This is a genomic window from Arthrobacter sp. BF1 (genome assembly GCF_056680215.1).
Genome location: NZ_CM155271.1, coordinates 658,664 through 681,222, shown reverse-complemented (window position 1 = coordinate 681,222; position 22,559 = coordinate 658,664). Strand labels below are relative to the sequence as shown.

General features: G+C 65.2%; 18 protein-coding genes and 1 tRNA gene. 9 read left to right on the top strand and 10 right to left on the bottom strand.

Features of this window, described 5'->3' with window-relative positions; all coding sequences use genetic code 11:
* Positions 1-365: 365 nt before the first annotated feature.
* Positions 366-1,058 carry a hypothetical protein gene (locus tag AC1MCD_RS03250; RefSeq protein ID WP_498675814.1) on the top strand — a complete coding sequence of 231 codons (693 nt, stop codon included), beginning with the start codon at positions 366-368 and terminating at the stop codon, positions 1,056-1,058.
* A gap of 218 nt (positions 1,059-1,276) precedes the next feature.
* Positions 1,277-2,443 (top strand): cytochrome P450, encoded by a 1,167-nt coding sequence (locus tag AC1MCD_RS03245; RefSeq protein ID WP_498675813.1) that lies wholly within the window; start codon positions 1,277-1,279, stop codon positions 2,441-2,443.
* A gap of 151 nt (positions 2,444-2,594) precedes the next feature.
* Here AC1MCD_RS03245 and AC1MCD_RS03240 read toward each other — a convergent pair whose 3' ends face one another.
* Positions 2,595-3,329, bottom strand: coding sequence for a polysaccharide deacetylase family protein (locus AC1MCD_RS03240; protein ID WP_498675812.1), 735 nt, complete (start codon positions 3,327-3,329; stop codon positions 2,595-2,597).
* A gap of 485 nt (positions 3,330-3,814) precedes the next feature.
* Between AC1MCD_RS03240 and AC1MCD_RS03235 the strand changes: the two genes are divergently transcribed.
* Both AC1MCD_RS03235 and AC1MCD_RS03230 read left to right on the top strand, forming a co-directional pair.
* Entirely contained in the window at positions 3,815-4,198 is a 384-nt protein-coding gene (locus tag AC1MCD_RS03235) for an Hpt domain-containing protein (protein ID WP_498675810.1), read from the top strand.
* Between the two features lie 365 nt (positions 4,199-4,563).
* Positions 4,564-5,307: an alpha/beta fold hydrolase gene (locus tag AC1MCD_RS03230; RefSeq protein WP_498675809.1), complete on the top strand. Its 744-nt coding sequence runs from the start codon at positions 4,564-4,566 to the stop codon at positions 5,305-5,307.
* A gap of 47 nt (positions 5,308-5,354) precedes the next feature.
* Here AC1MCD_RS03230 and AC1MCD_RS03225 read toward each other — a convergent pair whose 3' ends face one another.
* Positions 5,355-5,573, bottom strand: coding sequence for a hypothetical protein (locus AC1MCD_RS03225; protein WP_498675808.1), 219 nt, complete (start codon positions 5,571-5,573; stop codon positions 5,355-5,357).
* A 341-nt stretch (positions 5,574-5,914) separates the two neighbouring features.
* Here AC1MCD_RS03225 and AC1MCD_RS03220 point away from each other — a divergent pair, with 341 nt between their 5' ends.
* Both AC1MCD_RS03220 and AC1MCD_RS03215 read left to right on the top strand, forming a co-directional pair.
* A complete protein-coding gene (locus AC1MCD_RS03220) occupies positions 5,915-6,904 on the top strand; it encodes a hypothetical protein (protein ID WP_498675806.1) in 990 nt (329 codons plus the stop codon).
* 39 nt (positions 6,905-6,943) lie between these two features.
* On the top strand, positions 6,944-7,129 hold the full coding sequence (locus tag AC1MCD_RS03215; RefSeq protein WP_498675805.1) for a hypothetical protein: 186 nt from the start codon (positions 6,944-6,946) through the stop codon (positions 7,127-7,129).
* A gap of 16 nt (positions 7,130-7,145) precedes the next feature.
* On the opposite strand, the gene AC1MCD_RS03210 is transcribed toward AC1MCD_RS03215, so the two are convergent.
* The 8 genes from AC1MCD_RS03210 to AC1MCD_RS03175 form a co-directional block, all read right to left on the bottom strand.
* Complete coding sequence (locus AC1MCD_RS03210) at positions 7,146-7,622, bottom strand: hypothetical protein (RefSeq protein ID WP_498675803.1); 477 nt, start codon at positions 7,620-7,622, stop codon at positions 7,146-7,148.
* 7 nt (positions 7,623-7,629) lie between these two features.
* Positions 7,630-8,280 carry a bacterial proteasome activator family protein gene (locus tag AC1MCD_RS03205; protein ID WP_498675802.1) on the bottom strand — a complete coding sequence of 217 codons (651 nt, stop codon included), beginning with the start codon at positions 8,278-8,280 and terminating at the stop codon, positions 7,630-7,632.
* Between the two features lie 131 nt (positions 8,281-8,411).
* A complete protein-coding gene (locus AC1MCD_RS03200; protein ID WP_498675800.1) occupies positions 8,412-8,615 on the bottom strand; it encodes a YbdD/YjiX family protein in 204 nt (67 codons plus the stop codon).
* Entirely contained in the window at positions 8,615-10,915 is a 2,301-nt protein-coding gene (locus tag AC1MCD_RS03195) for a carbon starvation CstA family protein (RefSeq protein ID WP_498675799.1), read from the bottom strand. Before AC1MCD_RS03195 ends, AC1MCD_RS03200 begins: the two co-directional genes overlap by 1 nt.
* A 227-nt stretch (positions 10,916-11,142) precedes the next feature.
* Complete coding sequence (locus tag AC1MCD_RS03190) at positions 11,143-14,040, bottom strand: FtsX-like permease family protein (RefSeq protein WP_498675797.1); 2,898 nt, start codon at positions 14,038-14,040, stop codon at positions 11,143-11,145.
* 1 nt (position 14,041) lies between these two features.
* The gene (locus AC1MCD_RS03185; protein ID WP_498675795.1) at positions 14,042-14,779 is read right to left on the bottom strand and encodes an ABC transporter ATP-binding protein; all 738 of its coding nucleotides are present in this window, start codon (positions 14,777-14,779) and stop codon (positions 14,042-14,044) included.
* Complete coding sequence (locus AC1MCD_RS03180) at positions 14,776-15,402, bottom strand: PadR family transcriptional regulator (RefSeq protein WP_498675793.1); 627 nt, start codon at positions 15,400-15,402, stop codon at positions 14,776-14,778. Before AC1MCD_RS03180 ends, AC1MCD_RS03185 begins: the two co-directional genes overlap by 4 nt.
* Positions 15,403-15,538: 136 nt before the next feature.
* Positions 15,539-16,522 carry an NAD(P)H-quinone oxidoreductase gene (locus tag AC1MCD_RS03175; protein WP_498678142.1) on the bottom strand — a complete coding sequence of 328 codons (984 nt, stop codon included), beginning with the start codon at positions 16,520-16,522 and terminating at the stop codon, positions 15,539-15,541.
* A 108-nt stretch (positions 16,523-16,630) separates the two neighbouring features.
* On the opposite strand from AC1MCD_RS03175, the gene AC1MCD_RS03170 reads away from it, so the two are divergent.
* The 3 genes from AC1MCD_RS03170 to AC1MCD_RS03160 all read left to right on the top strand — a co-directional run bounded on the left by AC1MCD_RS03170 (position 16,631) and on the right by AC1MCD_RS03160 (position 22,489).
* Positions 16,631-16,718, top strand: a tRNA-Ser gene (locus tag AC1MCD_RS03170).
* A gap of 149 nt (positions 16,719-16,867) precedes the next feature.
* Complete coding sequence (locus AC1MCD_RS03165) at positions 16,868-17,635, top strand: VOC family protein (RefSeq protein ID WP_498675791.1); 768 nt, start codon at positions 16,868-16,870, stop codon at positions 17,633-17,635.
* 288 nt (positions 17,636-17,923) lie between these two features.
* Complete coding sequence (locus tag AC1MCD_RS03160; protein WP_498675789.1) at positions 17,924-22,489, top strand: ExeM/NucH family extracellular endonuclease; 4,566 nt, start codon at positions 17,924-17,926, stop codon at positions 22,487-22,489.
* The last annotated feature ends 70 nt before the right edge of the window (positions 22,490-22,559 follow it).

Genomic DNA, 22,559 nt, shown 5'->3' with positions numbered 1-22,559 from the left:
TCGCTCGCCTAGCTTTTCAGCTGCGTGGTGCAACTGGGGCTCTTGCTTGCCCTTTGAGACTACATGTAGTGCAGACGGCTAATTGGAACCCCAAGATGATGTATTACAAGTATGTCCTTTAGCCAGTTTTAATCCACAGGTGTGGGCTTCAAACTGTCCCGGATTCCAGCGATATTTGCATACTTCATCCACACCCTGTGGAGTACCTAGCCACATTTAAAGGCCCGCGTGTCGTTTGCTGGACGAATCGGGCGACTGTGATCACCTTTCGAGGTTGAAACCCCTGAGATGACAATTGCCGGAGCGGATTCCTCAGCCCCGGCGTTTCGTCAACTATCCGCGTTTCAGGTCCCTAAGCTCGGGGCATGCCTTCCATAGAAACGCAGGATCCGCGGTCCGAGCATCGGCTGCCGGCGGTCTTCGCTCTACTCGTCGCGCTGGGCCTCTACGCGACCCTGCCCAGCACCTTCCTTCCCGGGCTGCGCTACGCGGTGGTCGGGATCGGGCTGGTGATGCTGATACCTCTGCTCATTCTCAATCCGCGGCGCCTGCACAGGGAAACCCGTTGGTCAAAGTACCTTGCGACGGGACAGGCGCTCCTGCTCGTGGCCGCAAACGAGGTGGCCCTGGTCCAGCTGGTCGTGCTGCTGACAACGTCCGGGAGCAGCGACGGCCCCACCCTCCTGCTGGCCGCCGTTCAGGTCTGGGTGACCAACATTATTGCGTTCGCCCTGGTCTTCTGGGAGCTAGACCGTGGCGGCCCGGTTTCACGGCGGCACGCGGACCGCACGGATATGCCGGCCGCGGATTTCCGGTTCCCCCAGGACGAAGACCATGACGCTGTCGAAGAGGTGGCCTCACGGTCCTCTGTTCGGACGGGCTGGGTCGCGTCCTACGTCGACTACCTCTACTTTTCCCTTTCCAACTCGATGGCGTTCAGCCCCACCGACACCATGCCTCTATCCAGTAGAGCCAAAATGCTCATGGGACTCGAAGCAGCCGGCGGGTTTGTGCTGCTGGCGTTGGTGATCGCCCACGCGGTGGCACTCCTCAACTAGTGCTACTCCCCCGCGACGCCGGCTTTATAGCTCGCGTGCTCCACCTCGGCGATGGATTGCCCAGGTAAACAAAGATGCCATGAGGGCATGATCCCACCCATGGCCGCGTCTGGAAGTACGCCTCAAGGCTTGGATAAAATCAAGGTTCAACGCTCAGTCGACCGATGCCCCGGCGTCCGTGGGGCCGACAGAGCCCCAGGCGAGCAGAGAGGCCAGCCATGGACTTCACCCAGTCCGCTGAACATCAACTCGACCCCTTTCCCCACTACGAACGAATGCGGGAAACTGCACCGGTCTTTTACGACGAACAATCGGGAAGTTGGCACGTCTTCCGGTACGACGACGTTCAGCGGGCACTGTCCGAATATGCAACATTCTCGTCCCACATGGGCGGTGACGATGCATCCGGTACCGGCCAGCTGTTCGCCTCGAGCCTGATCGCCACCGATCCCCCAAGGCACCGTCAGCTACGCTCCCTGGTCACCCAGGCGTTCACGCCCAAAGCCGTGGACGCGCTGGCTCCCCGCATCGCCGGGCTCACGGACGAGCTGCTGGAGGGGATCGCGACCCGCGGCAGCGCAGACCTGATTAAGGAACTGGCGTACCCGTTGCCGGTCATAGTGATCTCTGAACTCATGGGCATCCCCGCCCAGGACCGTGAGCGCTTCAAACACTGGTCCGATGTAATTGTCAGCCAAACACGGACCGGTTCTGCCAGTGAGGATCACTCCGCCACAAACACAGAGATGACGGAGTACTTCCTGGCCCTGATCGACCAACGAAGGAGCCGGCCCGGCAAGGATCTGATCAGCACCCTCCTGTCCGCGGAGATTGACGGCCAAAAACTGACGGTGCCCGAACTGCTCGGGTTTTGCGCTTTGCTGCTCGTCGCCGGCAATGAGACCACCACCAATCTGATCGGCAACGCCGTCCTGTGCCTGGCTGAGTCGCCGGGCACCCTGGACCGCCTCGTGAGGGAGCCAGCCCTGCTTCCCCAGACCATCGAAGAAGTGCTGCGCTTTCGGTCGCCGGTCCAGTCCATGTACCGGGTAACGGTCGCGGAGACAACCCTGGGAGGCGCCTTGGTTCCCGCCGGCGCACCGATCGTGGCTTGGATTGGCTCCGCCAACCGCGACGAGCGGCAGTTCCAACGGCCTGCTGAGTTCGACGTCGACCGCGGCCAGAACCGGCATCTGGCGTTCGGCCACGGCGTTCACTTTTGCCTCGGTGCGCCGTTGGCCCGGCTCGAAGCCCGGATCGCACTGGAGGCCCTGCTGTCCCGCTTGCCCGGGCTTTCGCTGGCCCGGGGAGCGCACCTGGAACGGATGGAAAGCACCATCATCTATGGGTTGAAGGCACTCCCGGTAAGTTGGCAGCCGGCCTGACCGGCCACGGACGGCAGGACTCAGAGGGCGGCGAACCTTCAGTTCGGTTCTGATAGGAAGCCAGCGAAAAACCCCTAGAAACCAAAGGTTCCAGGGGTTTTTCGCTGGTTAGGCTGTGTGCGCTAAGGAGCGCTGCTGGCTAGGACACGGCTTAGGGTTCCACCACGACGGCCGGCGAACCCTCGTTGAGCGGGTCGGCCCTGTTGGAGGGGGCCACCACTCCGAACTCGTAGCCCTCGGCCCGCAGGGCGTCGATGGTTTTGGCCAAGTAGGTCCACTGCGACGACGGGCAGGACAAGACGTCCTCGGCGTCGTGGAGCAGGATGATCGCGCCGGGTGCAGCCTCGGACATCACGTACTTTTGGACGCCAGCCGCGCCGGGGCATTCAAAGTCGCCGGGTTGGCCGATGTGCCAGCGCCAGAGAATTCCGCCGGTCATGCCGATGGTCTTGAGGTAGTTCAGAGAGTAGGAGGTGCTGTTGCCGAACGGGAAGCGCATGAGCTTGGGCGCCTCGCCGGTGGCGGCTTTGATGGCGTCGTTGGTGCGGTCGATCTGCTGCTTCTGATTGGACTGGCTAATTTCCGGGAAGTTGGCGTGATCCCAGGAATGGTTGCCGATCACGTGACCCTCAGCCTTGATCCGGCGGACAAGGTCAGGGTATTGCTGCGCGTGGGAGCCCTCGAGGAAGAACGTCGCCTTGACGCCTTTCTGCTTGAGGACGTCCAGGACGAACGCGGTGCGCTGGGCGGAGGGCCCGTCGTCGAAGGTCAGGCCAACCAGCGGCTTGTCGGCGGCCTGCGCCGCTACGGCGGGGCCACCGGCCAGCAAGGCGAAGGCCAGGCTCGCGGCGGCCAGGGCCGTTACGGCAAATTTGCTCTTGCTCATGATGCTCATCTTCCTTTCTTCAAGATGGTCCTCAACTTTGCTAGATGAGCACCTTGGGCGCCGCTGAGACGACGTAGACAGCAACTCTGTCGGCATGCCCGGCGGGGCATGGGCGGCGCAGGGCACCTGGGGACGTCAACCCCGAAGTCGGGGTTCCCAGGAGGGCTGCAGCGCTTTCAAGTTGCCGATCCTGTATGTTTATCTGGCTAACGGGTGGAAGCCCGTCGCCATCCCACAGTCGCACGCTTCCATCCAAGGGAAACCTCTGTGGGTACCCCTAACTTCCGGATTAGGTACCCGCTCTGGGTGATCCAGAACTGGAGAGTAGGGTCATCGGCGCACCAGTGCCGAATGACGAAGCATTCGGGTGTGCCCGCGGGCAAAATCGAGTACCGCCTACTCGTGCGTTCACCCTGGCCAGCCCGTAGCGTCCATTACATGTCCTGGGGGACGTTGATAGGTGTGTCGACGCTCGGGGGAAAATTATGGACGCCAATGCTTTACCGCTACTGGATCGGGCAGTTCTGCAAAAGCTGCGGGACGGGCTCAACGACGAAGACATCTGCAAACACTTCGTCCTCAACTTCATCGCGCTGTTGCCCGACAGGGCTGAAAAAGTGCGCCTCACCCTGACGACAGGAGATTTGAGGGGCGCACTGGACGCGGTCCTGAGCCTCAAGTCGTCCAGCCAAATGGTGGGCGCGGAACGCCTCGCAGAGTTTGCGACCGATCTGGAGCACTCCCTCCGCGTTGACACCCACCACGCTGAGCCGGCCAGGCTGTTGCCCCAGTTGGCGGCCGCCAACATCGCACGGATCACTAAATGCGGCCGACAGACCACGGACCTGCTGCAGAAGTACGTTGCGTAACCCGGCGACGACCCGCAGTGCGGTGCTGGAGCCGTTACCGCGCTGATCGACCCGTTTATGGTTTCGAGCTACTTCCTAAGGGCGCCACATGCATCCCCTGACCTTGATCTGTATCGTCCTTGGTGCGGCAGTACTCTGGGTGGTAATCATCTCCAGCCTGCTTGGCCTGCTCGGCCGTGCTGAACGCCGGTCAGGGCTGCGGGCTCCACATCGGAGTGCCCACGGCACCGGGAGGAGAAGCATGCACAGAGGCCCGGGAAGACTGAAGGTACGCCATCGAAGGCCTCGGCGGGTACCGGCGCGCCCCTGAAGCAGGGCGATGGTCAGGCATCAATCGGGGCTGGCGTCTGTGGAAGAGTGGCGGTATGAATCCAGCGTCCCCCGGGGCACGGTCCAGCCTCGTCTTCATCCACGGCGGCGGAGTGGGACCTTGGATGTGGGAGGTTCAGACAGCCTACTTCTCCCGTGATTACACCGTCCTTACCCCAACCCTTCCGGGGCATCACCTGCGCGGCCGAAGCTCCTTTACCTCGCACGCCGACGCAGCGGAGGCCGTTGCGCACGAGGTCGGACTCCAGGACCGCAGCCCCGTCACGGCGATTGGCTTTTCGTTGGGCGGACAGACAGCGATCCAATTGGCGGCGTCCCATCCCCACCATGTGGAACGCCTGGTGGTGGTCAGTTCCCTGATGAGCCCTTGGCGAGGTTCAGGTACCCTTGGCCTCATCGCGGCAGCCTCCGCCCCGTTGTCCCAAAACCGCCGCTTCGCCCGCGCCCAGGCAGCCCAACTCGAACTCCCCACAGCGAGGTTTGAGGACTATTACGCTCTGTCCAAGGCCATCTCCGCCTCAACGCTTCGCCGTTTGATTCAGGCCAATTTCTCGTTCGCGGTGCCTGAAAAAGTGCTGGATTCCACGCGGCCCGTATTGCTCATGGCCGGCAACAAGGAAGAGACCCGGCTCCTTCGCGGCATGGAATACTTCCAGTCTAAGTTCCGGAACAGCTCCCTCCAGATCCATGAGGGCGCTGGTCACGGAATGCCATTTGCCCAGTCCGAGCTGTTCAACACATCCCTCAACCGCTGGCTCGAAACTACTCGCACAGCCTGACCGCGCGGGCCGAGCCAAATGGACCCGGCCACGCTTACAAAGCAGTCTCAGCCGGCAGGGACCACAAGCTCTATGGACGGGACCTCCGACGGGCCGCCGCATTGGGCCGAGCCGCCCACGCGCTTCCACTCAAGGAGGGCCTCCTTCCCGGTCAGCACCTCTCCCGTGGCCGTCAGGGCCTTGGCCGTCACGTGGTCCGGGGAACTCAGGTTGACGGTGAACCGCCAAGTGTCAGCGTCGATCTGTTCAGCGTAGAAAGGCGCCATCGATGGCCGAGCCTCCGGCGTAACAGGAGCTGTGGGATCCAATGGCATGGTGGAGACAACACGTGGCGCTGCGGTCCCGGGCTCCGGGAACAGCTCTGAGCACGACCCATCGACGCACAACTGCACTGTTCCCACGCGGGAGACGTCGCCTGCCAGCTCCACCGTGACGGCGTTGACCCAACCGATCGCTGGACAGGCGTTTACGCAACCGGCCACCGGTAGACAAACCGCCGACAGCAGCACCGCCGGCCGCACAACGAGCCCCCACACTCTCCTCATGCGGCCAGTCTAGGCGGTGCGCATACCCCGGACGGCCGCGGGCTCCACCTATGATGGCGTGCATGGATGACAAGGCGCTCACAGCCATCGCGCTGGATCTGTACGCCCTGCCATTCGACGAGTTCATGGCAGCCAGGACAGCGGCAGCCAAGGCTGCCACCGGTTCCGGGAAGGAACTCCCCGCCGCCGTCAAGGCCCTGCCGAAACCCTCAGTGGCGGCTTGGGCCGTCAACATGATGGCGGTTCACGAGTCCGCGGTACTCGCGCAGCTCTCCGACCTCGGCCAGCGGATGCGCGCCGCGCAGTCCTCTTTGGATGCCGGTGCCCTCCGTGAACTGGCGCGGGCGCGCCGCGCCCTGCTCAGTGACGCCGTCGAGACAGCCCGTTCGGTCGCGGAACGCCACGGACGTGCCATCAGCGCAACCATCGCAACCGACGTCGAGCGGACTCTGGGTGCGCTGATCACGGACGAAGGGGCCGCCGCCGCCGTCCAAAGCGGGCTGCTGGTCCAGACACTGTCCGCCGACGGCGTGGACACCGTGGACCTTGACGGCGCCCTGGCAGTTCCCGGCGCAGTGCCGGCGCCACGCGTTGCCCCACCGCACACCACCTCCCCATCCGGTGCGGCTGCACCAAAGCAGGGAGAACAGAAGGACCGGACGACGGCGGCAGGTACCGCCCGTCAGCCTGCTGACCAGCCGCGCCTCAGGGCTGTCCGGGAGACCCCGCGGCCGGCGTCCCCTTCCGCTTTGGAGAAGGCCAAGGCCGTTTTGGCCAACGCTAAGGCAGCGGAGGAGGAGGCTGCCAGGCTCGCAACGGAACGGCGGGAGCAGCTGGCGGAAACGGAGGAAGAAGTCGCCGAGCTGACCCGCGAAACCCGGGACCTCCGTGAACGGCTCAAGACCGCCGAGGAACGGTTGGACAGTGCCCGGAAGTGGCTGTCCACTGCCACGGCCGAAGCAAAGCAGACGGCAAGGGCGGCCGAAAAAACACAGCGTTCAGCCGTGCTCGCCCAGGAGCGCGTACTCCGGCTGGGCAACACGCAGGACTGATGACCGGTGATTGTCAGACCCTGGTTGCAGACTGGATTTATGGAAAACAAACTCGCTCACGAATTTCACGTCACGTACTTCGACGCCGACTGTGGCCGGATTCGCCATGAAAGTTTCGACTCCCGGATGGAGGCCGAGCGTTTCGCCAGCCGGCACTGCGCCGGCGAGGAATCCTGGGCCGTCATCGACGAAATCGCCCTGGAACAGGTTCGCATCGCCGCCTGAGGCTTTCCGGCTCGCTCTAGCCGGAAAGAGTCTCCGGCCGGCCACCGGCGGCGTCCTCCGAGAGGCGGCGCTCGGCGTCGGCCACCTGCTCAAACACCGATTCCGCGCGGCGGCGCACTGAAGCTGCCCCCACCGGGACAGGCCCGACGGCGAGCCGCAGCATGGCGGCAGCCTCGGCAGTGGTGGCCAGCGAGTTGCCTGCTTTGGACAGCGACCGGTGGACACCGGCCAGCGCCCCCGGAATGTCGAGCCCGTCGCTGGGCGACCGCCGCTGGGCCTCCACGCAGACCACGCGCACACGTTCCAGAAGCCCGGTCAGCTCATTGGCGATCTCCACCAGTTCGGCGTAAAGCCGATCGTCTTCCACACCCTCAAGCACCTGGTGATAGCGGTCCAGTCCCCGGTGGAAGCGGTCGTGAGCGCGGCGCCACAGGCCCTTGCCGAGCTCGGCGTCATCCTTGCGCCCTTGGCGGGCGGCCGTAAAGAATCCCACGAAGAACCTAGAGGTACTGTCCGGGGCCGTGGTCAGGGTCCTCCGGCTGGCCCGGCGTGGCTGCGCCGGGTCGCTGCCCTGCCGTGGCCCGCTGCGGCTCCCCGTTCTCCCCGATGACTACGCCCGGGGCAATCATGGTGCCCGGCGGCAACTGCTTCAGCTGCATCTGCGCAACGGCATGCTCGCGCGCGGCGTGCTGGGCAGCGATGGCTGTCTGGATGCCGTGGAAGAGGCCCTCCAGCCACCCCACCAGCTGGGCCTGGGCGATCCGGAGCTCGGCGTCCGACGGCGTGGCATCATCCGGGAAGGGAAGGCTGATCCGTTCCAGCTCCGCCACCAGCTCCGGGGCCAGCCCGTCCTCCAGTTCCTTGATGGAACGCTCGTGGATCTCCGCCAGGCGGCCGCGTGCGGCGTCGTCCAGCGGGGCTGACTTAACTTCTTCCAGGAGCTGCCGGATCATGGTGCCGATCCGCATCACTTTCGCAGGCTCGTCCACCAGGTCCTGCAGGTTGCTGCCCTTGGCTCCAGCCTTCGTGCCGGCAGCCGCCGGGCCGGTGGGGACCGGCCCGTCAGCGGCTGGCCCGGCCGGGCCGCCGTTGTCGAGGGTAGTGCCCTCAACCGGGATGTCGTCAGGCTGAGTGTCGTTCGGATCGCTCATGCGTTCATACTCTCACGCGCCGGTGCCGCCCGGTCCAGTCGATGACGCCGCAGGGCAGGCGCCGAAGCCGGCCAGCCGGAGATGGCTGGCCGGCTTCAACGGGCGGGCGGGATTCAACTGGCCGGCCGGTTTCAGCAGCACCGGCCCTGCGGGTTGGCGTCCTGACGGTCCGTGTGGTCCCGCCAAAACTCGCGCTCCGTCAGGGGCGGCTCCTGGTGTCCGGACGCACGGTAGTGCTCGAGGTACTTGGCGTACGCATCCGCCCCGAGTACGCCGCCCAGGTACCGGGCAAAGCCCCGGAATCCGGTGGCGACTGCGGCCAGGCCGGCGTTCATCAGTTGTGACCCGCCCTTTCAAACCGGAGCTCGGCCGGCAGCTTGTTCCATTCGGCCTGCAGTTCCTTTTCGGCCGGTGTGGGAATCAGCCCGGCCGGAGCGAAGACGCGGGACGGACGTGCCGGGTCCTCGTTGTCCTCGTTGGGGATGCCGGCCTGCTGGTTCCGGAAGGCCCGGATGGTTGCTACAACGGCCATGGCGATCACGATGATGCTCAGCACCACGAAGATCACCGACAGCCAGCCCTGGATGGCGGTGTTGCGCACCACTGCTTCCATGGCGGCAACACTCTTGGCCGTACCGAACTCCGTCTTGCCGTCAGCGAGTGCCTTGCTGAACGCCGCGTTGTTGGCGAAATAGCCGACGGCGGGCGTGGACGAGAAGATCTTCTGGTAGCTCGCGGTGATGGTCACCACCGCCGCAAACGCGAGCGGCACCGCAACGATCCACAGGTACTTGAACGATCCGCGCTTGGCCACAATGGCCAGGCACACAGACAGCGCAATGGCCGCCAGCAGCTGGTTGGCGATACCGAACAGCGGGAACAGCGTATTGATTCCGCCGAGGGGGTCCGTCACGCCCATCAGGAGCACCAGCCCCCAAGCGGCTACCATGACGGCGGTGCACAGCCACGCACCGGGACGCCATGAGTGCTCCTTGAACTTCGGGGCAAAGTTACCGATGGAATCCTGCAGCATAAAGCGCGCCACCCGCGTTCCGGCGTCGACTGCGGTGAGGATGAACAGCGCCTCGAACATGATGGCGAAGTGGTACCAGAACGCCATCATTGCCGTGCCGCCGACGAACTGCTGCATGATGTGGGCGAGGCCCACCGCAAGGGTGGGTGCGCCGCCGGTGCGGGAGACGATGCTTTCTTCGCCGACGTTCTTTGCCGTCTCGGCAAGCAACTCCGGGCCGATGTTCACGCCGGACAGTCCAAGGCTGTTGACCCAAGCGGCCGCTGTTTCCACCGTTCCGCCGGTGAGCGCGGCGGGCGAGTTCATGGCGAAATAGAGCCCGCGGTCAATGGAGATGGCCGCAACCAGGGCCATGATGGCCACAAAGGACTCCATGAGCATGCCGCCGTAGCCGATGAAGCGCGTCTGCCGTTCCTTTTCCACCAGCTTGGGCGTGGTGCCGGACGAAATCAGGGCATGGAAACCGGACAGGGCACCGCAGGCGATGGTGACAAACAGGAAGGGGAACAACGCACCGGGGAAAACAGGCCCGTTGTCCCGGCTTGCGAACTCACTGAAGGCCGGGACAGTGATCTCCGGGCGGACCACAATGATGGCCAGCGCGAGCATCACGATCACGCCGATCTTCATGAACGTGGACAGGTAGTCGCGCGGTGCCAGCAGCAGCCAGACCGGAAGGATGGCGGCGATAAATCCGTACACAATGAGTCCCCAGGCAATGGTGACCTTGTCCAGGGTGAAGAACGCGGCACCCCATTCGGTATTGGCCACCAGGCCACCGCCAATGATGGCAGCCATCAGCAGCACAAAGCCGATCAGGGATACTTCCATGATCTTGCCGGGGCGGAGGAACCGGAGGTAAACGCCCATAAAAAGGGCGATCGGGATAGTCATGCCCACCGAGAAGACACCCCAGGGGCTTTCCGCCAGGGCGTTGACCACCACAAGCGCCAGGATGGCGACGATGATGACCATGATCAGAAGTGTGGCTATCAGAGCGGCCGTGCCGCCGATGACGCCGAGCTCTTCGCGGGCCATCTGGCCCAGGGAGCGGCCGCCGCGGCGCATGGAGAAGAACAGGACCACGTAGTCCTGCACCGCACCGGCCAGGACAACGCCGATGATGATCCAGATTGTGCCGGGAAGGTAGCCCATCTGGGCGGCGAGGATAGGACCGACCAGCGGGCCGGCTCCGGCAATGGCGGCAAAGTGGTGGCCGAACAGGACGTTGCGGTCCGTCCGGACATAGTCTTTTCCGTCAGCCTTGTACTCAGCCGGTGTGGCGCGGCGGTCATCGGGTTTGGTGATGTACTGCTCGATCACCTTGGAGTAGAAGCGGTAACCGATCAGATAGGTGCAGACCGAGGCGAACACGAACCAGATGGCGTTGACGGTCTCGCCACGGATGATGGCCACCATGAACCAGGCCACACCACCGAGCAGTGCGATGGCTGCCCAGAGTGCGATCTTCGCCGGCGTCCATTTCCTGTCTTCAGCCTCGGCGACTGCCGCGTCCACCGCGGTGGGCGGAAGTTCTGAATTGGCGGTCAGCGGTCCGCCCCGTTTCCCTGAACCTACTGGTTCCTCAGGCCTGGTGGCCATGTCTCCTCCTCGAGAATTCCTGCTTCTATCGGTTGCTCCAAGGCACCCTACCAACGCGGCATTGCCGCGAAGGCGGCCCCATGCCAGCGCCGTGTGTCCGTGCGGTGAACGGCAGGCTGGAGGCGCTCAGTGACAGACCTCTTGCCTCTTACCGTAGGCCTGCCCCTGCCATTGCAAAAGACCCAACTCTGTAACGGAATGCGGCCGCCGTCCGCCGCGGCAGTCGCTCAGGTTCCCGCTTCGCGGCGTGCCACCGGCAGCTTCGCGCGCGTAAACAGCCAGGCCAGGGCGGCGGCGGTCAGCGGCACCGCCACCAACAGGGCAACCAGTTGCAGCCAGGGCACGACGGCGGTACGCGCCATCCCCGTGGCGGTCACCAGCAGGAGGGCCGGGATGGTCCCGGCAACGCTTCCAAGCACGGTTCCGAGGCCTGCGGTCATCAGCGCCTGGGAACCCGCGAGCGCCTTGCGCAACCGCGGGGCGGCGCCCACGCCGGCAAGCGTCACGTGGTCCTTGCGCGAATCGGCCATGGACAGTCCCGTGGTGATGCCGGCGGCGCTGAGGGTGATCAGCGCCCCCAGGCCCACGATGGACCAGAGGATCAGTGAGGCGTCCCGCTCGGCGCCGCGCTCGACATTCATCGACCCGAACCTGTCCGCATAGAGGCCGGCGATGGCCGCGGAGACTTTATCGGTCCGGGCAGCATCAGGGTAGGCGCTGAGCTGGACCAGCAGGGCGCCGTCGTCCACCCGCATGCCGGCCGCAGCAGCAGCTTCCGGAGACAGTATCCCGTAGTACGGAACATCGACCTCAGGTTCCAGCACCGCCGCAGCCACCTCCGTCCGCCCTGTCTCCTGATAGCCCTGGAAGGCTCCGGTAGCGGGGTTGCCGGGCACGGGGTTACGCACATCCTGCGCCACCACGGACACGCGCCCGTCGCGGACGAACACCGGATTGCTCACCACCATCCCGCCGGCTGCCAGCACGTCACGCGCTTCTGCGGTGGGCGACGTGCCGAACAGCCTTTCCACGTCCTCCGCCGTTCCGACAACGATGGAGTCCATGCGTCCCTGGTACTCATGCGGGCGCATCGGTCCATGGCAGCGCCAGTCATCCGGATCGAGGACGCGCTGGCCGGCGGTCACGGGGCACTGGTTGCCTTCAGGAGTGGCCAGTGAGTACTGCAGGCAGCTCGACGTCAGCGTCTGGGCAGGTCCCGCGTCAGCAACTTCGGGACGCATGTCGCAGTTCCGGATGGCAGCGGTGCGCAGCACCCGCGTCCATTCGACGGTGTCCACGGCGTTGTCCAGGGCGGACACCACGGCGGCCGGGTCAATCCGAACAGAATCCTGCTCGGTTCCGTCAGCCAAAGGAGGTTGCCACACGGACAGCGGCAGGATCGCCTGGTTCTTCAAGGCGGACCACTGGTGGTTCTGCTCGTCGTTCGCTTGCTGGCTGGCTGCCAGGACCATTCCGGCGCTGGCGAGGGTGGCGGCCGCAAGGACAGCGGCAACCGCCGGCACCGTCCGGCTGCGGTTACGCGATGAGTCCCGGGCCGCCATGCGCGCAGCCAGCGGGAGCCGTCCGGCCCTCCCCGCCAGAAGGACCACCAGCTTGCCGGTCAGCAGGGCCAGGGACGTTACCGCCAGTAAGGCGCCTCCCACCAGGAGCCAGGCGATGAGCGGCGTCCTTGAAGCAAAAACGTCAGGGTCTTCACTGGTCACGGCAACCCACGTGCCGCCCGCGAGCGCCGCAGCGGCCACGCCCAGCAGGACAACGCCCGCTACCGTGGATCCTTTGCCCGCCGGGGCCGGGGCCCGCCCGGATTTCAGCGCGCCCAGGACAGCCTGGCGTGCCACCTGCCGCGCCGGAGCCAACGCGGCCAGCAGGCAGGCGGCAAAGCCCATGGCCATGACCAGTACGGTCAGCAGCGCGTCAGGATGGAAGCCCGGGAAGCGGACCGACCCGTTCAGGCGCGCCACACCGACCACCACGGCGGCCGCAGCCAGTCCCACGGCAGCGCCGGCCGCCACGCCGATGCCGCCAAGCCACAGGCCTGCGGCCATCACCACCGAGCGGATGGTGGGGGCCTCGGCCCCCGTTGCTGCAAGGAGTGCCAACTCCCGGACTTGTCCTTTGGCCCCCACGGCGAACGCGGCTCCCGCCAGCAGTCCAACCTCCAGCAGTGCCAGGGCACCCAGGAGGGCCCCGCCCGCGTAAGCAGCCAACGGGATGGACATGTTCGGCTGGGCACCTTGGCTCTCCGGTGGGAGCTGGTCCACCGGCGGCGGATTCAACACCACGGACCGGGAGAGCACAGTGACTCCGACGGCGTTGGCTTCCAGGACCTGGTTCCAGGTGACAGGTTCCGATCCCACCAGGTAATACATCGTGGATTCAGCTGCCGGTGCGGTTGGTGCCGAGTTCTTCGGGCCCGGCGGACCCTGGATGACCGCGCGGCCCTGGCCGGGCTTGAGGTAGACGATGGGGTTGTTGTCCGAATACCCGGCACCGCGCAGCGTTCCGACCGCAGCGAACGTCCCGGCCGACGTCTGCAGCTCCTCTCCAAGTTCGAGCCCGAAGCGGTCCAACAGCCCCGGCGAGACGAGCATCTCGGCATCGTTCCCGGGCGCCCTGCCCTCCAGAAGGGTGTACTTTCCTTCGAAGGCCGGTGCCAGGGCGTCCACCGCCCGGCCCAGCACGCGCAGGTCCGCCGCACCCTGGGCGGCGGTGAGGTCGAGGGGGGCTTCGGTAAGCACCTCGTAGCCGGCCGGAAGGGCGTCCTGTGGATCACTCGGCGTGAAGCCCGGTTTGGTGTCCCAGTTGTCCGTGATGATGCGCAACTCCTCAACCGGGTCCTGGACCATGACCCCGTTTGTCATGGGCATGGGCCGGAACCGCGCCTGGGTGTTGCCGAGCTGGTACTGCACACGTTCAGCGGCAGTCTCCTGAGTGCTCTGGACCAGTGTGAGCGCGCCGGTCATGGCGGCAACGGGCAGCATGATGAGCAGGATGATCAGCAGTGAGCGCCCTTTATGAAGGCGGATATCGCGCCGCGCCATCCGCACCGCTACACGGAAAGCCTGCTGCCGCCCGCCAGGCGCCGGGGTGAGACGGAGCGCCACGTCAGGAACCGGCCTGCGCGAGCAGCACGGCGGGATCGTGCATGGCAGCTGCCTGGTCCACGATCCGGCCATCCCTGAGGAAAACCACCCGGTCGGCCCAGGCGGCATGACGGGCCTCATGGGTCACCAGCATCACGGCCGCCCCGGCATCGGCGCGTCCGCGGAGCACCTCCATCACGCCGTGGCCGGTGGTGGAATCCAGTGCTCCGGTGGGCTCGTCGGCCAGGATCAGCCGGCGGTCGCCCACGATTGCCCGGGCGATGGCCACCCGCTGCCGCTGTCCGCCGGACATCTGATCCATAAACCGGTCCGCCAGTTCCGGAATGCCTACTTGCCGCAGCGCGTCCAGGGCCTGGCGTTGTGCCTTCCGGGCTGCGGTCCCGTCCAACTCCAGCGGCAGCGCCACGTTTTCGGCGGCAGTCAGGGTGGGCACCAGGTTGAAGTCCTGGAAGACATAGCCGACGGCGCGGCGGCGCAGCCGTGCGAGCTCGTTAAGTCCCAGCCCGCCCAGGGGCGTCGACTCGACAAAGACGCCGCCCGACGTCGGCCGGTCCAATCCCCCGGCGAGCGCCAGGAGGGAGGATTTTCCGGAACCGGACGGTCCCATGACCGCGACGAACTCGCCAGCGCTGATGGTGAGGTCCACCTCGCGCAGCGCGGCGACCGCCGTCGTTCCTTCCCCGAATGTCCTGCTGACCTTGGCGAGCTCCAGGACCTGCAGCGGCCCCCGGACGTTCATCGCCGCGTCTCCGCAGTGAGCGGGGCAGCCTCTTCCGTGGTGACCCCGTTGGACGATTTACGTGTGATTCCCTGGCCGTTGGCGCCTTGGCCTGCGGCCTGCGCCTGCTGCACCATCCGCGCTTCGCACAGATCCAGCCAGCGGACCTCCGCTTCCGTCTGGAAGATGAGCGAATCGAGCACCAATAACCAGGCGGTGTCCGCCGCCCGCTGGGTGGCGGCCGTGTCCCGCCGGGACTTGGTGTAGTCCTGAAGCGCCCGGATGGAGGCCACCCGCTGGGCCTGGATGACGGCCTGCACATCCACGCCGGGCAGGGTCACCGCGAGCGCGAGTTTGATGGCGAGTTCGTTGCGGGGCGGGTTGGCGCGTTCCACGGGGGCGGCGAACCAGCCCTGCACCTCGGCTTTTCCGGCCGCGGTGATGCTGTAGACCACGTGGCCTTCGCCGTCGCCGCCGTCGTTGCTGACCAAGCCGTCACGTTCCAGGCGGTCCAGGGTGGTGTAGACCTGCCCGATGTTCAGCGGCCAGGTGGCTCCGGTGCGGTTCTCGAACTCAACCCGCAGCTGGTAGCCGTAACGCGGCTGGTCCTGCAGCAGGGCGAGGAGGCTGTGGCGGATGGACATGTGTCTCCTGGCGGGGGCATCAGCATCGGCAGGCACAAACCCCCAAGCGTTGTGCATACCGCGTATGGCTTGAGCCTAGTGCGGCCTGCCCGCTAAGGCAATACTCAGTATTTACCGCTTTTGAGTGGCTGGCACGCTACATCACCAGCAGGATCTTGCCCACGTGGTCGCCGCTGTCGAAGTACCGATGGGCCTCGCTAACCTGGTCCAACGGAAAGGTCTTGGCCACCAGCGGGCGGATCCTGCCGTCGGCGATCAGCGGCCATACGGACTCGCGGACAGCATTCATAATGGCGCCCTTCTCCTCGACCGGACGCGGTCGCAGCGCGGTGGCCACAACGGCAGCGCGCTTCCGCAGAAGCTGGCCGAGATCGAGCTCCCCCTTGACCCCGCCCTGCAGTCCAATGACCACCAGCCGGCCGTAGTCAGCGAGCGCATCAACGTTTTGCGCCAGGTACTTTGCCCCCACCACGTCGAGGATGACGTCCGCCCCCTTGCCGCCGTTCTGGCGGCGCAGGCTGTCGGGAAAGTCCTCCTCGGTGTAATTGATGGCGATGTCCGCGCCCAGGAAGGCCTTGGCCGTGCCTACTTTCTCATCCGTCCCCGCGGTGGCGGCCACCTTGGCGCCGAAGGCCTTAGCCAGCTGGATGGCCATGGTGCCGATTCCGCCGGTTGCGCCGTGGATCAGGACCGTTTCGCCCGCCTGCAGCTGGGCCGTCATGATCAGGTTTGAATACACCGTGGCTGCCACCTCCGGCAGGGATGCGGCGGTGACCAGATCAACGCCGTCGGGGATCCTCAGGACCTGCTCCGCAGGCGCGGCAACCTTTTCCGCGTAACCTCCGCCAGCCAGCAGGGCCACCACCTTGTCCCCCACCGAGAATGCTTTGGTGACGCCCGGTCCGAACCCCGCGATCCGGCCGGAAACTTCGAGCCCGGGGATCTCGGACGCGCCGGGCGGCGGCGGATAAAATCCCCTTCGCTGCTGCACGTCTGCCCGGTTCAGGCCTGCGGCGACGACGTCGATCAGCACTTCGCCCTGCCCGGGGACCGGATCGTCCACTTCGCGGACTTCCAGCACCTCCGGACCACCAGGTTCTGCAATGTAGACGGCTTTCATGGCCACTCCCGTTTTCTAGCTGATTCGTGCCCCGGAACCAGTCTGCACCGGACGCACGGCAGACTCTGTTTTGTTGCAGCCAACTGCCTATGAAACACTACTCGTTAGGGAAGGTTGTCCGAGCGGCCGAAGGAGCTAGTCTTGAAAACTAGTGTGCGGTAACCCCGTACCAAGAGTTCGAATCTCTTACCTTCCGCGATAGGAACCCCGGTTTGCCAGTAATGGCGGGCCGGGGTTCCGTCGTTTCCGGGCCATCGTGCCCCGGCAGCGCCCCACCATTGAAAGTGTCGGGGCCCCGGCATAGGGTCATTTCTGTTGCCACCCCTTCCAACGAAAGAGTCCACTATGCCTGCACCCGAGATCACCCCCGGCGCACCCTGCTGGATTGACCTGATGACGTCAGACATCGCCAAAGCCCGCCAGTTCTATGGCGGACTGTTCGGCTGGGAGTACCAGACCGGAGACGAGGAGACGTACGGCGGCTACACCACCGCCCGGAAGAACGGCAAGATGGTGGCCGGGCTGATGCAAAAGGACGCGGAACAGGCCGGGATGCCCGATATGTGGTCCACGTACCTCCGCTCGGATGACGCCGCGGCCACCGCCGAAGCTGTCACGGCCAACGGCGGCCAGGTTTACATGCCGCCCATGGATGTCCCGGAACAGGGTCACATGGCTATCTTCGGCGACGCCTCGGGCGCAGCGGTTGGCGTATGGCAGCCCCGCGAGATGAGGGGCTATGAACTGGTTGCGGAGCCTGGCGCTGCCGCGTGGCATGAGCTTCACACCAAGGACTACGACGCCGCCGTGAAGTTCTACCAAAACGTCTTCAAGTGGGAAACGGATGTCATGAGCGACACTCCGGACTTCAGGTACACCACCTTGGGCACGGGGGATTCTGCCAAGGCGGGCATTATGGACGCCTCCGGCTACCTGCCGGCGGAGGTACCGTCCAACTGGCAGGTTTACTTCAACGTGGAAGACACCGACGCCTCGATCGAGAAGGCCGTTTCATTGGGAGCCACGGTGCTTGACGGCCCCGAGGACTCGCCCTTCGGACGCCTGGCCATGCTGGCCGACCCCACGGGAGCGATCTTCAAAATCATTGCATAAGTAAATTTCCTGGAAAAAATGCCGACCGGGCAGCTCACATCAAGCTACCGGCCGGTATTCTTTGTGATGACCGACACCTGGGGGTGATCGGTCACCTTTTCAACCTTGCAACCCAACACAGCAAACAGCGCTACACGGGGAATCAACCTTGTGTTCATCCGGTGCTGTTTTGCTGTGCCGGACACCACCTGACCAGGAGCGGAGTCCGGTTTCCCTGTCCGTAGGACCAACCCGGGCACATTCCATCGGGTCCCCCATCCGGGGACACCCCTATGAAAGTAAGAGCGGATGCAAAACACACCTTGGAAATTAGCGCTGGGCACCGCGCTGTCGGTGGGGCTCGTCGCAGCCCCGCTGGCAACGCTGTCCGCCGCCGCGGAAGTCTCAGCAGAGGTCTCAGCTGCTGCAGGCACCTCCCCCGTTGTGATCAACGAGGCCTACCTCAGCGGCGGCAGCGCCGGTGCGGCCTACAAGAACAAGTTCATTGAGCTGTACAACACCTCTGACGCACCGGTCTCCCTGGACGGCTGGTCGGTCCAGTACCGTTCCGATACCGGCACGGCGGCCCCCACGGGAGTATCTCCCCTGACCGGATCCATCCCGGCCAAGGGACACTTCCTGATCAAGGGCGGCTCCAACAGCAGCACCTCACCGGCACCGGACCTGCCGTCAGCCGACGTCAATGCCAGTAGCTTCAACCCGTCAGGCACCAAAGGGACCGTTATCCTGGCCAAGCAGGCCACGGCCCTGACCGGCCTGGCCACCGGCTCCGTCATCGATGCGCCCGGCGTCGCGGACCTGCTCGGGTACGGCATCTCGAACACCTTCGAAACCAAAGCCGCCACGGCGCCGTCGGCCAACACCGACGTCAAAAGCCTGAACCGCACCAACTTCGCGGACAGCAACAACAACTCCGCGGACTTCACGCTCAGCCCCACCATCACGCCGCAGGGCTCCGGGCCGGTGGATCCCCCTGTCGATCCCCCTGTCGACCCGGGCACCCCCAGCCTGAAGACCATCGCTGAGATCCAGGGCACCGGCGTCGACAGCCCGCTGACCGGAGCCACCGTCACCACCACAGGCAAGGTCACGGCAGTCTTCCCCACAGGCGGCCTGAACGGCTACTACGTCCAGACCGCAGGCACCGGCGGTGACCTGACGGCCACCAACCATGCCGCCTCAGACGGCATCTTTGTTTACTCGCCCGCCACCGCGGCTTCCGTCCAAACCGGAGATTACGTCCAGGTCACCGGCGCCGTCAGCGAGTACTTCGGCATGACACAACTCAATGTCACCGCCGCCGCGGGTCTCACCAGGCTCACCGAGGCCGCCCCCGAGGTCAAGCCCACCGCCTTCGTTCTGCCGGCCAACGAGACCTTCCGGGAATCCCTCGAAGGAATGCTGCTGGCACCGCAGGGACCGTTCACCGTCACGGACAACTACTCGCTCAACCAGTACGGTGAGGTTGGCCTGGCCGGCGGGACCACCACCCTGGTCCAGCCCACCGCCGTCGCGCCCTACGGTTCGGCCGAGTACAACGCAGCCGTGGCGGACAACGCCGCCCGCGGCATCAAGCTCGACGACGGATCCAGCACCAACTTCCTCAAGGACGCCACCACCAAAGCCCAGGTGCTTCCGTACCTGACCGCCACGGACCCCGTCCGCGTCGGTTCTCCGGTGACGTTCAAGACAAACGTGGTGCTCGGCTACGGCAACGACTCCTGGAAGTTCCAGCCGCTGACCCACCTCACCGAGGCCAACAAAGAAACAGTCCAGCCGGCCAGCTTCGGCGCCACGCGCACCGACGCGCCGGCCAACGTGGGCGGCAACCTGAAGATCGCCTCCTTCAACGTGTTGAACTACTTCCCCACCACGGGCGATACGCTCACCGGGTGCAAGTTCTACACCGACCGCGCCGGCAATCCGATCACCGTCCAGAGCGGCTGCGACGCCCGCGGTGCGGCAAACGCGGAGAACCTCAAGCGCCAGCAGGACAAGATCGTCGCCGCCATCTCCAAGTCCGGCGCCGACATCGTGTCCCTCATGGAAGTTGAAAACTCCGCGCAGTTCGGCAAGAACCGTGACGACGCCCTCGCCAAACTGGTAGACGCCCTCAACGTTGAAACCCCCGGCATCTGGGACTACGTGCGCACACCCGCCAACGCTCCCCCGCTGGCCGATGAAGACATGATCCGCACCGCCTTCATTTTCAAAAAAGCCGGCGCGGAGCCGGTGGGTGAGTCAATCATCCTGAACGACACCACCGCCTTCGCCAGCGCCCGCAAGCCGCTCGCTCAGGCCTTCAAGCCCGTCGGCACAGCGGATGACAAGACGTTCATCGCCATCGCCAACCACTTCAAGTCCAAGGGTTCGCCTCCTCCGGCCAACCCAGGCGACACGGACAAGGGACAGGGCGCCTCCAACCTCGCCCGCACGGCCCAGGCGCAGTCCCTGCTGGCATTCTCCGACGAACTGCAGAAGTCCAAGGGCACCGACAAGGTGTTCCTGATCGGCGATTTCAACTCCTACGCACACGAAGACCCGATGAACGTCTTCCGTGCCGCCGGCTACGTCAACCAGGACGAAAAGGCCAAAAACGCCGACGGCTCCGCGAAGCACTCCTACCTCTTCGGCGGCCTGGTGGGCTCCCTGGACCACATCCTCGCCTCCCCGGCCGCCAATGCGGTGGTCACCGGCGCGGACATCTGGAACATCAACTCCGTGGAATCCGTGGCGCTGGAGTACAGCCGCTTCAACAACAACGTCACCAACTACTACGCACCGGACCAGTTCCGTGCCAGCGACCACGACCCCGTGGTGGTGGGCCTGGACCTTCCCACCACACCGGCAAGCGTTGACCTGAACTTCCTGGGCATCAACGATTTCCACGGCCGCATCGATGCCAACACCGTGCAGTTCGCGGGAACCATCGAGCAGCTGCGCGCCAAGGCAGCCCCCGGCGCAACTGCTTTCCTGTCCGCAGGCGACAATATTGGCGCCTCGCTGTTCGCCTCGGCAGTTGCCAAGGACCAGCCCACCATCGACGTCCTCAACGCCCTGGAGCTGAAAGCCTCCGCCGTGGGCAACCACGAGTTCGACGGCGGCTGGGCAGACCTGCGCGACCGCGTCATCGCGGGCGGCGCCAACGCGAAGTTCCCCTACCTGGGCGCGAACGTCTACGCCAAGGGCACCGAGAATCCGGTACTGCCGGAATACACCGTGCTGGACATGAACGGCGTCAAGGTTGCCGTCATCGGCACCGTCACCCAGGAGGTCCCCTCCCTGGTGAGCCCCGGGGGAATCGCCGACCTGGACTTTGGCGACCCGGTCGAGGCCATCAACCGTGCAGCCGCCAAGATCACGGCGGAGAACCTCGCCGATGTGATCATTGTTGAAAACCACGACGGCGCCGGTTCGGGAACGGCGGACGGCGCCACCCTGGAACAGGAACTCGCAGCCGGCGGCCCGTTCGCCAAGCTGGTCAACGAGACGTCCGCCGACGTGGACGCCATCTTCACCGGCCACACGCACAAGGAATACGCCTGGGATGCCCCGGTTCCGGGCCAGGCAGGCAAGACCCGCCCGATCGTCCAGACCGGAAGCTACGGCGAGAACGTCGGCCAGATCCAGCTGACAGTGGACACCGCCAGCAAAAACGTCATCGCCTACAAGGCCGGCAACGTCAAGCGCACCACTGACGCCGTTGGCACCCTGGTTGGCGCCTACCCACGGGTCGCTGCTGTCGATGCCATCGTCAAGAAGGCGCTGGCTGATGCCGCCGAGGTGGGCAACCAGCCGGTCGGTTCGGTCACCAAGGACATCACCACGGCGTTCACCCCGGATCCCGCGGGCGGTCCGGCCAAACGCGATGACCGCGGCAGCGAATCCACGCTGGGCAACCTCGTGGCCGACTCACTCGTGGACGCGCTGAAGGACACGAGCCTCGGGGGCGCCGAAATCGGCGTCGTCAACGCGGGCGGCCTCCGCAATGAGCTGTACTACGCCCCGGACGGCACCATCACCTATGCCGAGGCAAATGCAGTGCTGCCGTTCGTGAACAACCTGTGGACCACGTCGCTGACCGGTGCACAGTTCAAGAACCTGTTGGAGCAGCAGTGGCAGACCAATGCTGACGGGACGGTTGCCAGCCGCGCCTACCTGCAGTTGGGCCTGTCCAAGAACGTCAACTACACCTACGACGCAGCCCGCGCCGCCGGTGACCGGATCACCTCGATCCGGGTGGGCGGCACCCTGATCGACCCCGCGAAGTCCTACCGCGTGGGCACGTTCAGCTTCCTGGCCCAGGGTGGAGACAACTTCCGGATTTTCAAGGAAGGCGTCAACACCAAGGACTCCGGACTGATCGACCGCGACGCGTGGATCAAGTACCTGCAGGCGCAGAGCCCGGTTTCCCCGGACTTCGCCCGCCGCTCCGTAGCCACGGTTAACACCACGGCCGCCGAGGTCAAGTCCGGGGACGCCATCACGCTGACGGTCTCCAAACTGGACCTGACGTCGCTGGGCAGCCCGGTGAACACCTCGGTGCGCGCCGAGTTCACCGACGCCGCGGGAACGGTGACCGGGCTCGGCAGCGTGCCCGTGACCGCCGGCGCGGCCACCGTGGAACTGAAGGTTCCGGCTGGCGCGGCCGCGGGAACGGGCACCCTGGTGCTCACCGCCGTCGAGTCCGGCACAGTGGTCAGGACTGACGTCAAGGTCGCTGCGAGTGTCCCGGCGCAGCCGGTCTGCACGGCACCGGTCAAGCCCGGGCGGCCCGGCGACCTCGTAGGCCAGATGAACTATGGCCAGGCCATGTCTGCCTACCGCCACTGCCTGAAGGATCTGAAGGGCTAAACCTTCGAACTGAGAACCAACGCGGGGTCACTTCGCGCCCATTCCGGAGAGGAATTCGGGCGTAAAGTGA

Bases quoted from the DNA above. Each gene is read 5' to 3' on its own strand.
- AC1MCD_RS03240 (WP_498675812.1), bottom strand. From the start codon at position 3,329: ATGAGCAAGAGCAAATTTGCCGTAACGGCCCTGGCCGCCGCGAGCCTG.
- AC1MCD_RS03175 (WP_498678142.1), bottom strand. From the start codon at position 16,522: ATGAAAGCCGTCTACATTGCAGAACCTGGTGGTCCGGAGGTGCTGGAA.
- AC1MCD_RS03200 (WP_498675800.1), bottom strand. From the start codon at position 8,615: ATGAACGCCGGCCTGGCCGCAGTCGCCACCGGATTCCGGGGCTTTGCC.
- AC1MCD_RS03215 (WP_498675805.1), top strand. From the start codon at position 6,944: ATGGAAAACAAACTCGCTCACGAATTTCACGTCACGTACTTCGACGCC.
- AC1MCD_RS03160 (WP_498675789.1), top strand. From the start codon at position 17,924: ATGCAAAACACACCTTGGAAATTAGCGCTGGGCACCGCGCTGTCGGTG.
- AC1MCD_RS03235 (WP_498675810.1), top strand. From the start codon at position 3,815: ATGGACGCCAATGCTTTACCGCTACTGGATCGGGCAGTTCTGCAAAAG.
- AC1MCD_RS03205 (WP_498675802.1), bottom strand. From the start codon at position 8,280: ATGAGCGATCCGAACGACACTCAGCCTGACGACATCCCGGTTGAGGGC.
- AC1MCD_RS03180 (WP_498675793.1), bottom strand. From the start codon at position 15,402: ATGTCCATCCGCCACAGCCTCCTCGCCCTGCTGCAGGACCAGCCGCGT.
- AC1MCD_RS03245 (WP_498675813.1), top strand. From the start codon at position 1,277: ATGGACTTCACCCAGTCCGCTGAACATCAACTCGACCCCTTTCCCCAC.
- AC1MCD_RS03250 (WP_498675814.1), top strand. From the start codon at position 366: ATGCCTTCCATAGAAACGCAGGATCCGCGGTCCGAGCATCGGCTGCCG.
- AC1MCD_RS03185 (WP_498675795.1), bottom strand. From the start codon at position 14,779: ATGAACGTCCGGGGGCCGCTGCAGGTCCTGGAGCTCGCCAAGGTCAGC.
- AC1MCD_RS03225 (WP_498675808.1), bottom strand. From the start codon at position 5,573: ATGGCGCCTTTCTACGCTGAACAGATCGACGCTGACACTTGGCGGTTC.
- AC1MCD_RS03220 (WP_498675806.1), top strand. From the start codon at position 5,915: ATGGATGACAAGGCGCTCACAGCCATCGCGCTGGATCTGTACGCCCTG.
- AC1MCD_RS03230 (WP_498675809.1), top strand. From the start codon at position 4,564: ATGAATCCAGCGTCCCCCGGGGCACGGTCCAGCCTCGTCTTCATCCAC.
- AC1MCD_RS03195 (WP_498675799.1), bottom strand. From the start codon at position 10,915: ATGGCCACCAGGCCTGAGGAACCAGTAGGTTCAGGGAAACGGGGCGGA.
- AC1MCD_RS03165 (WP_498675791.1), top strand. From the start codon at position 16,868: ATGCCTGCACCCGAGATCACCCCCGGCGCACCCTGCTGGATTGACCTG.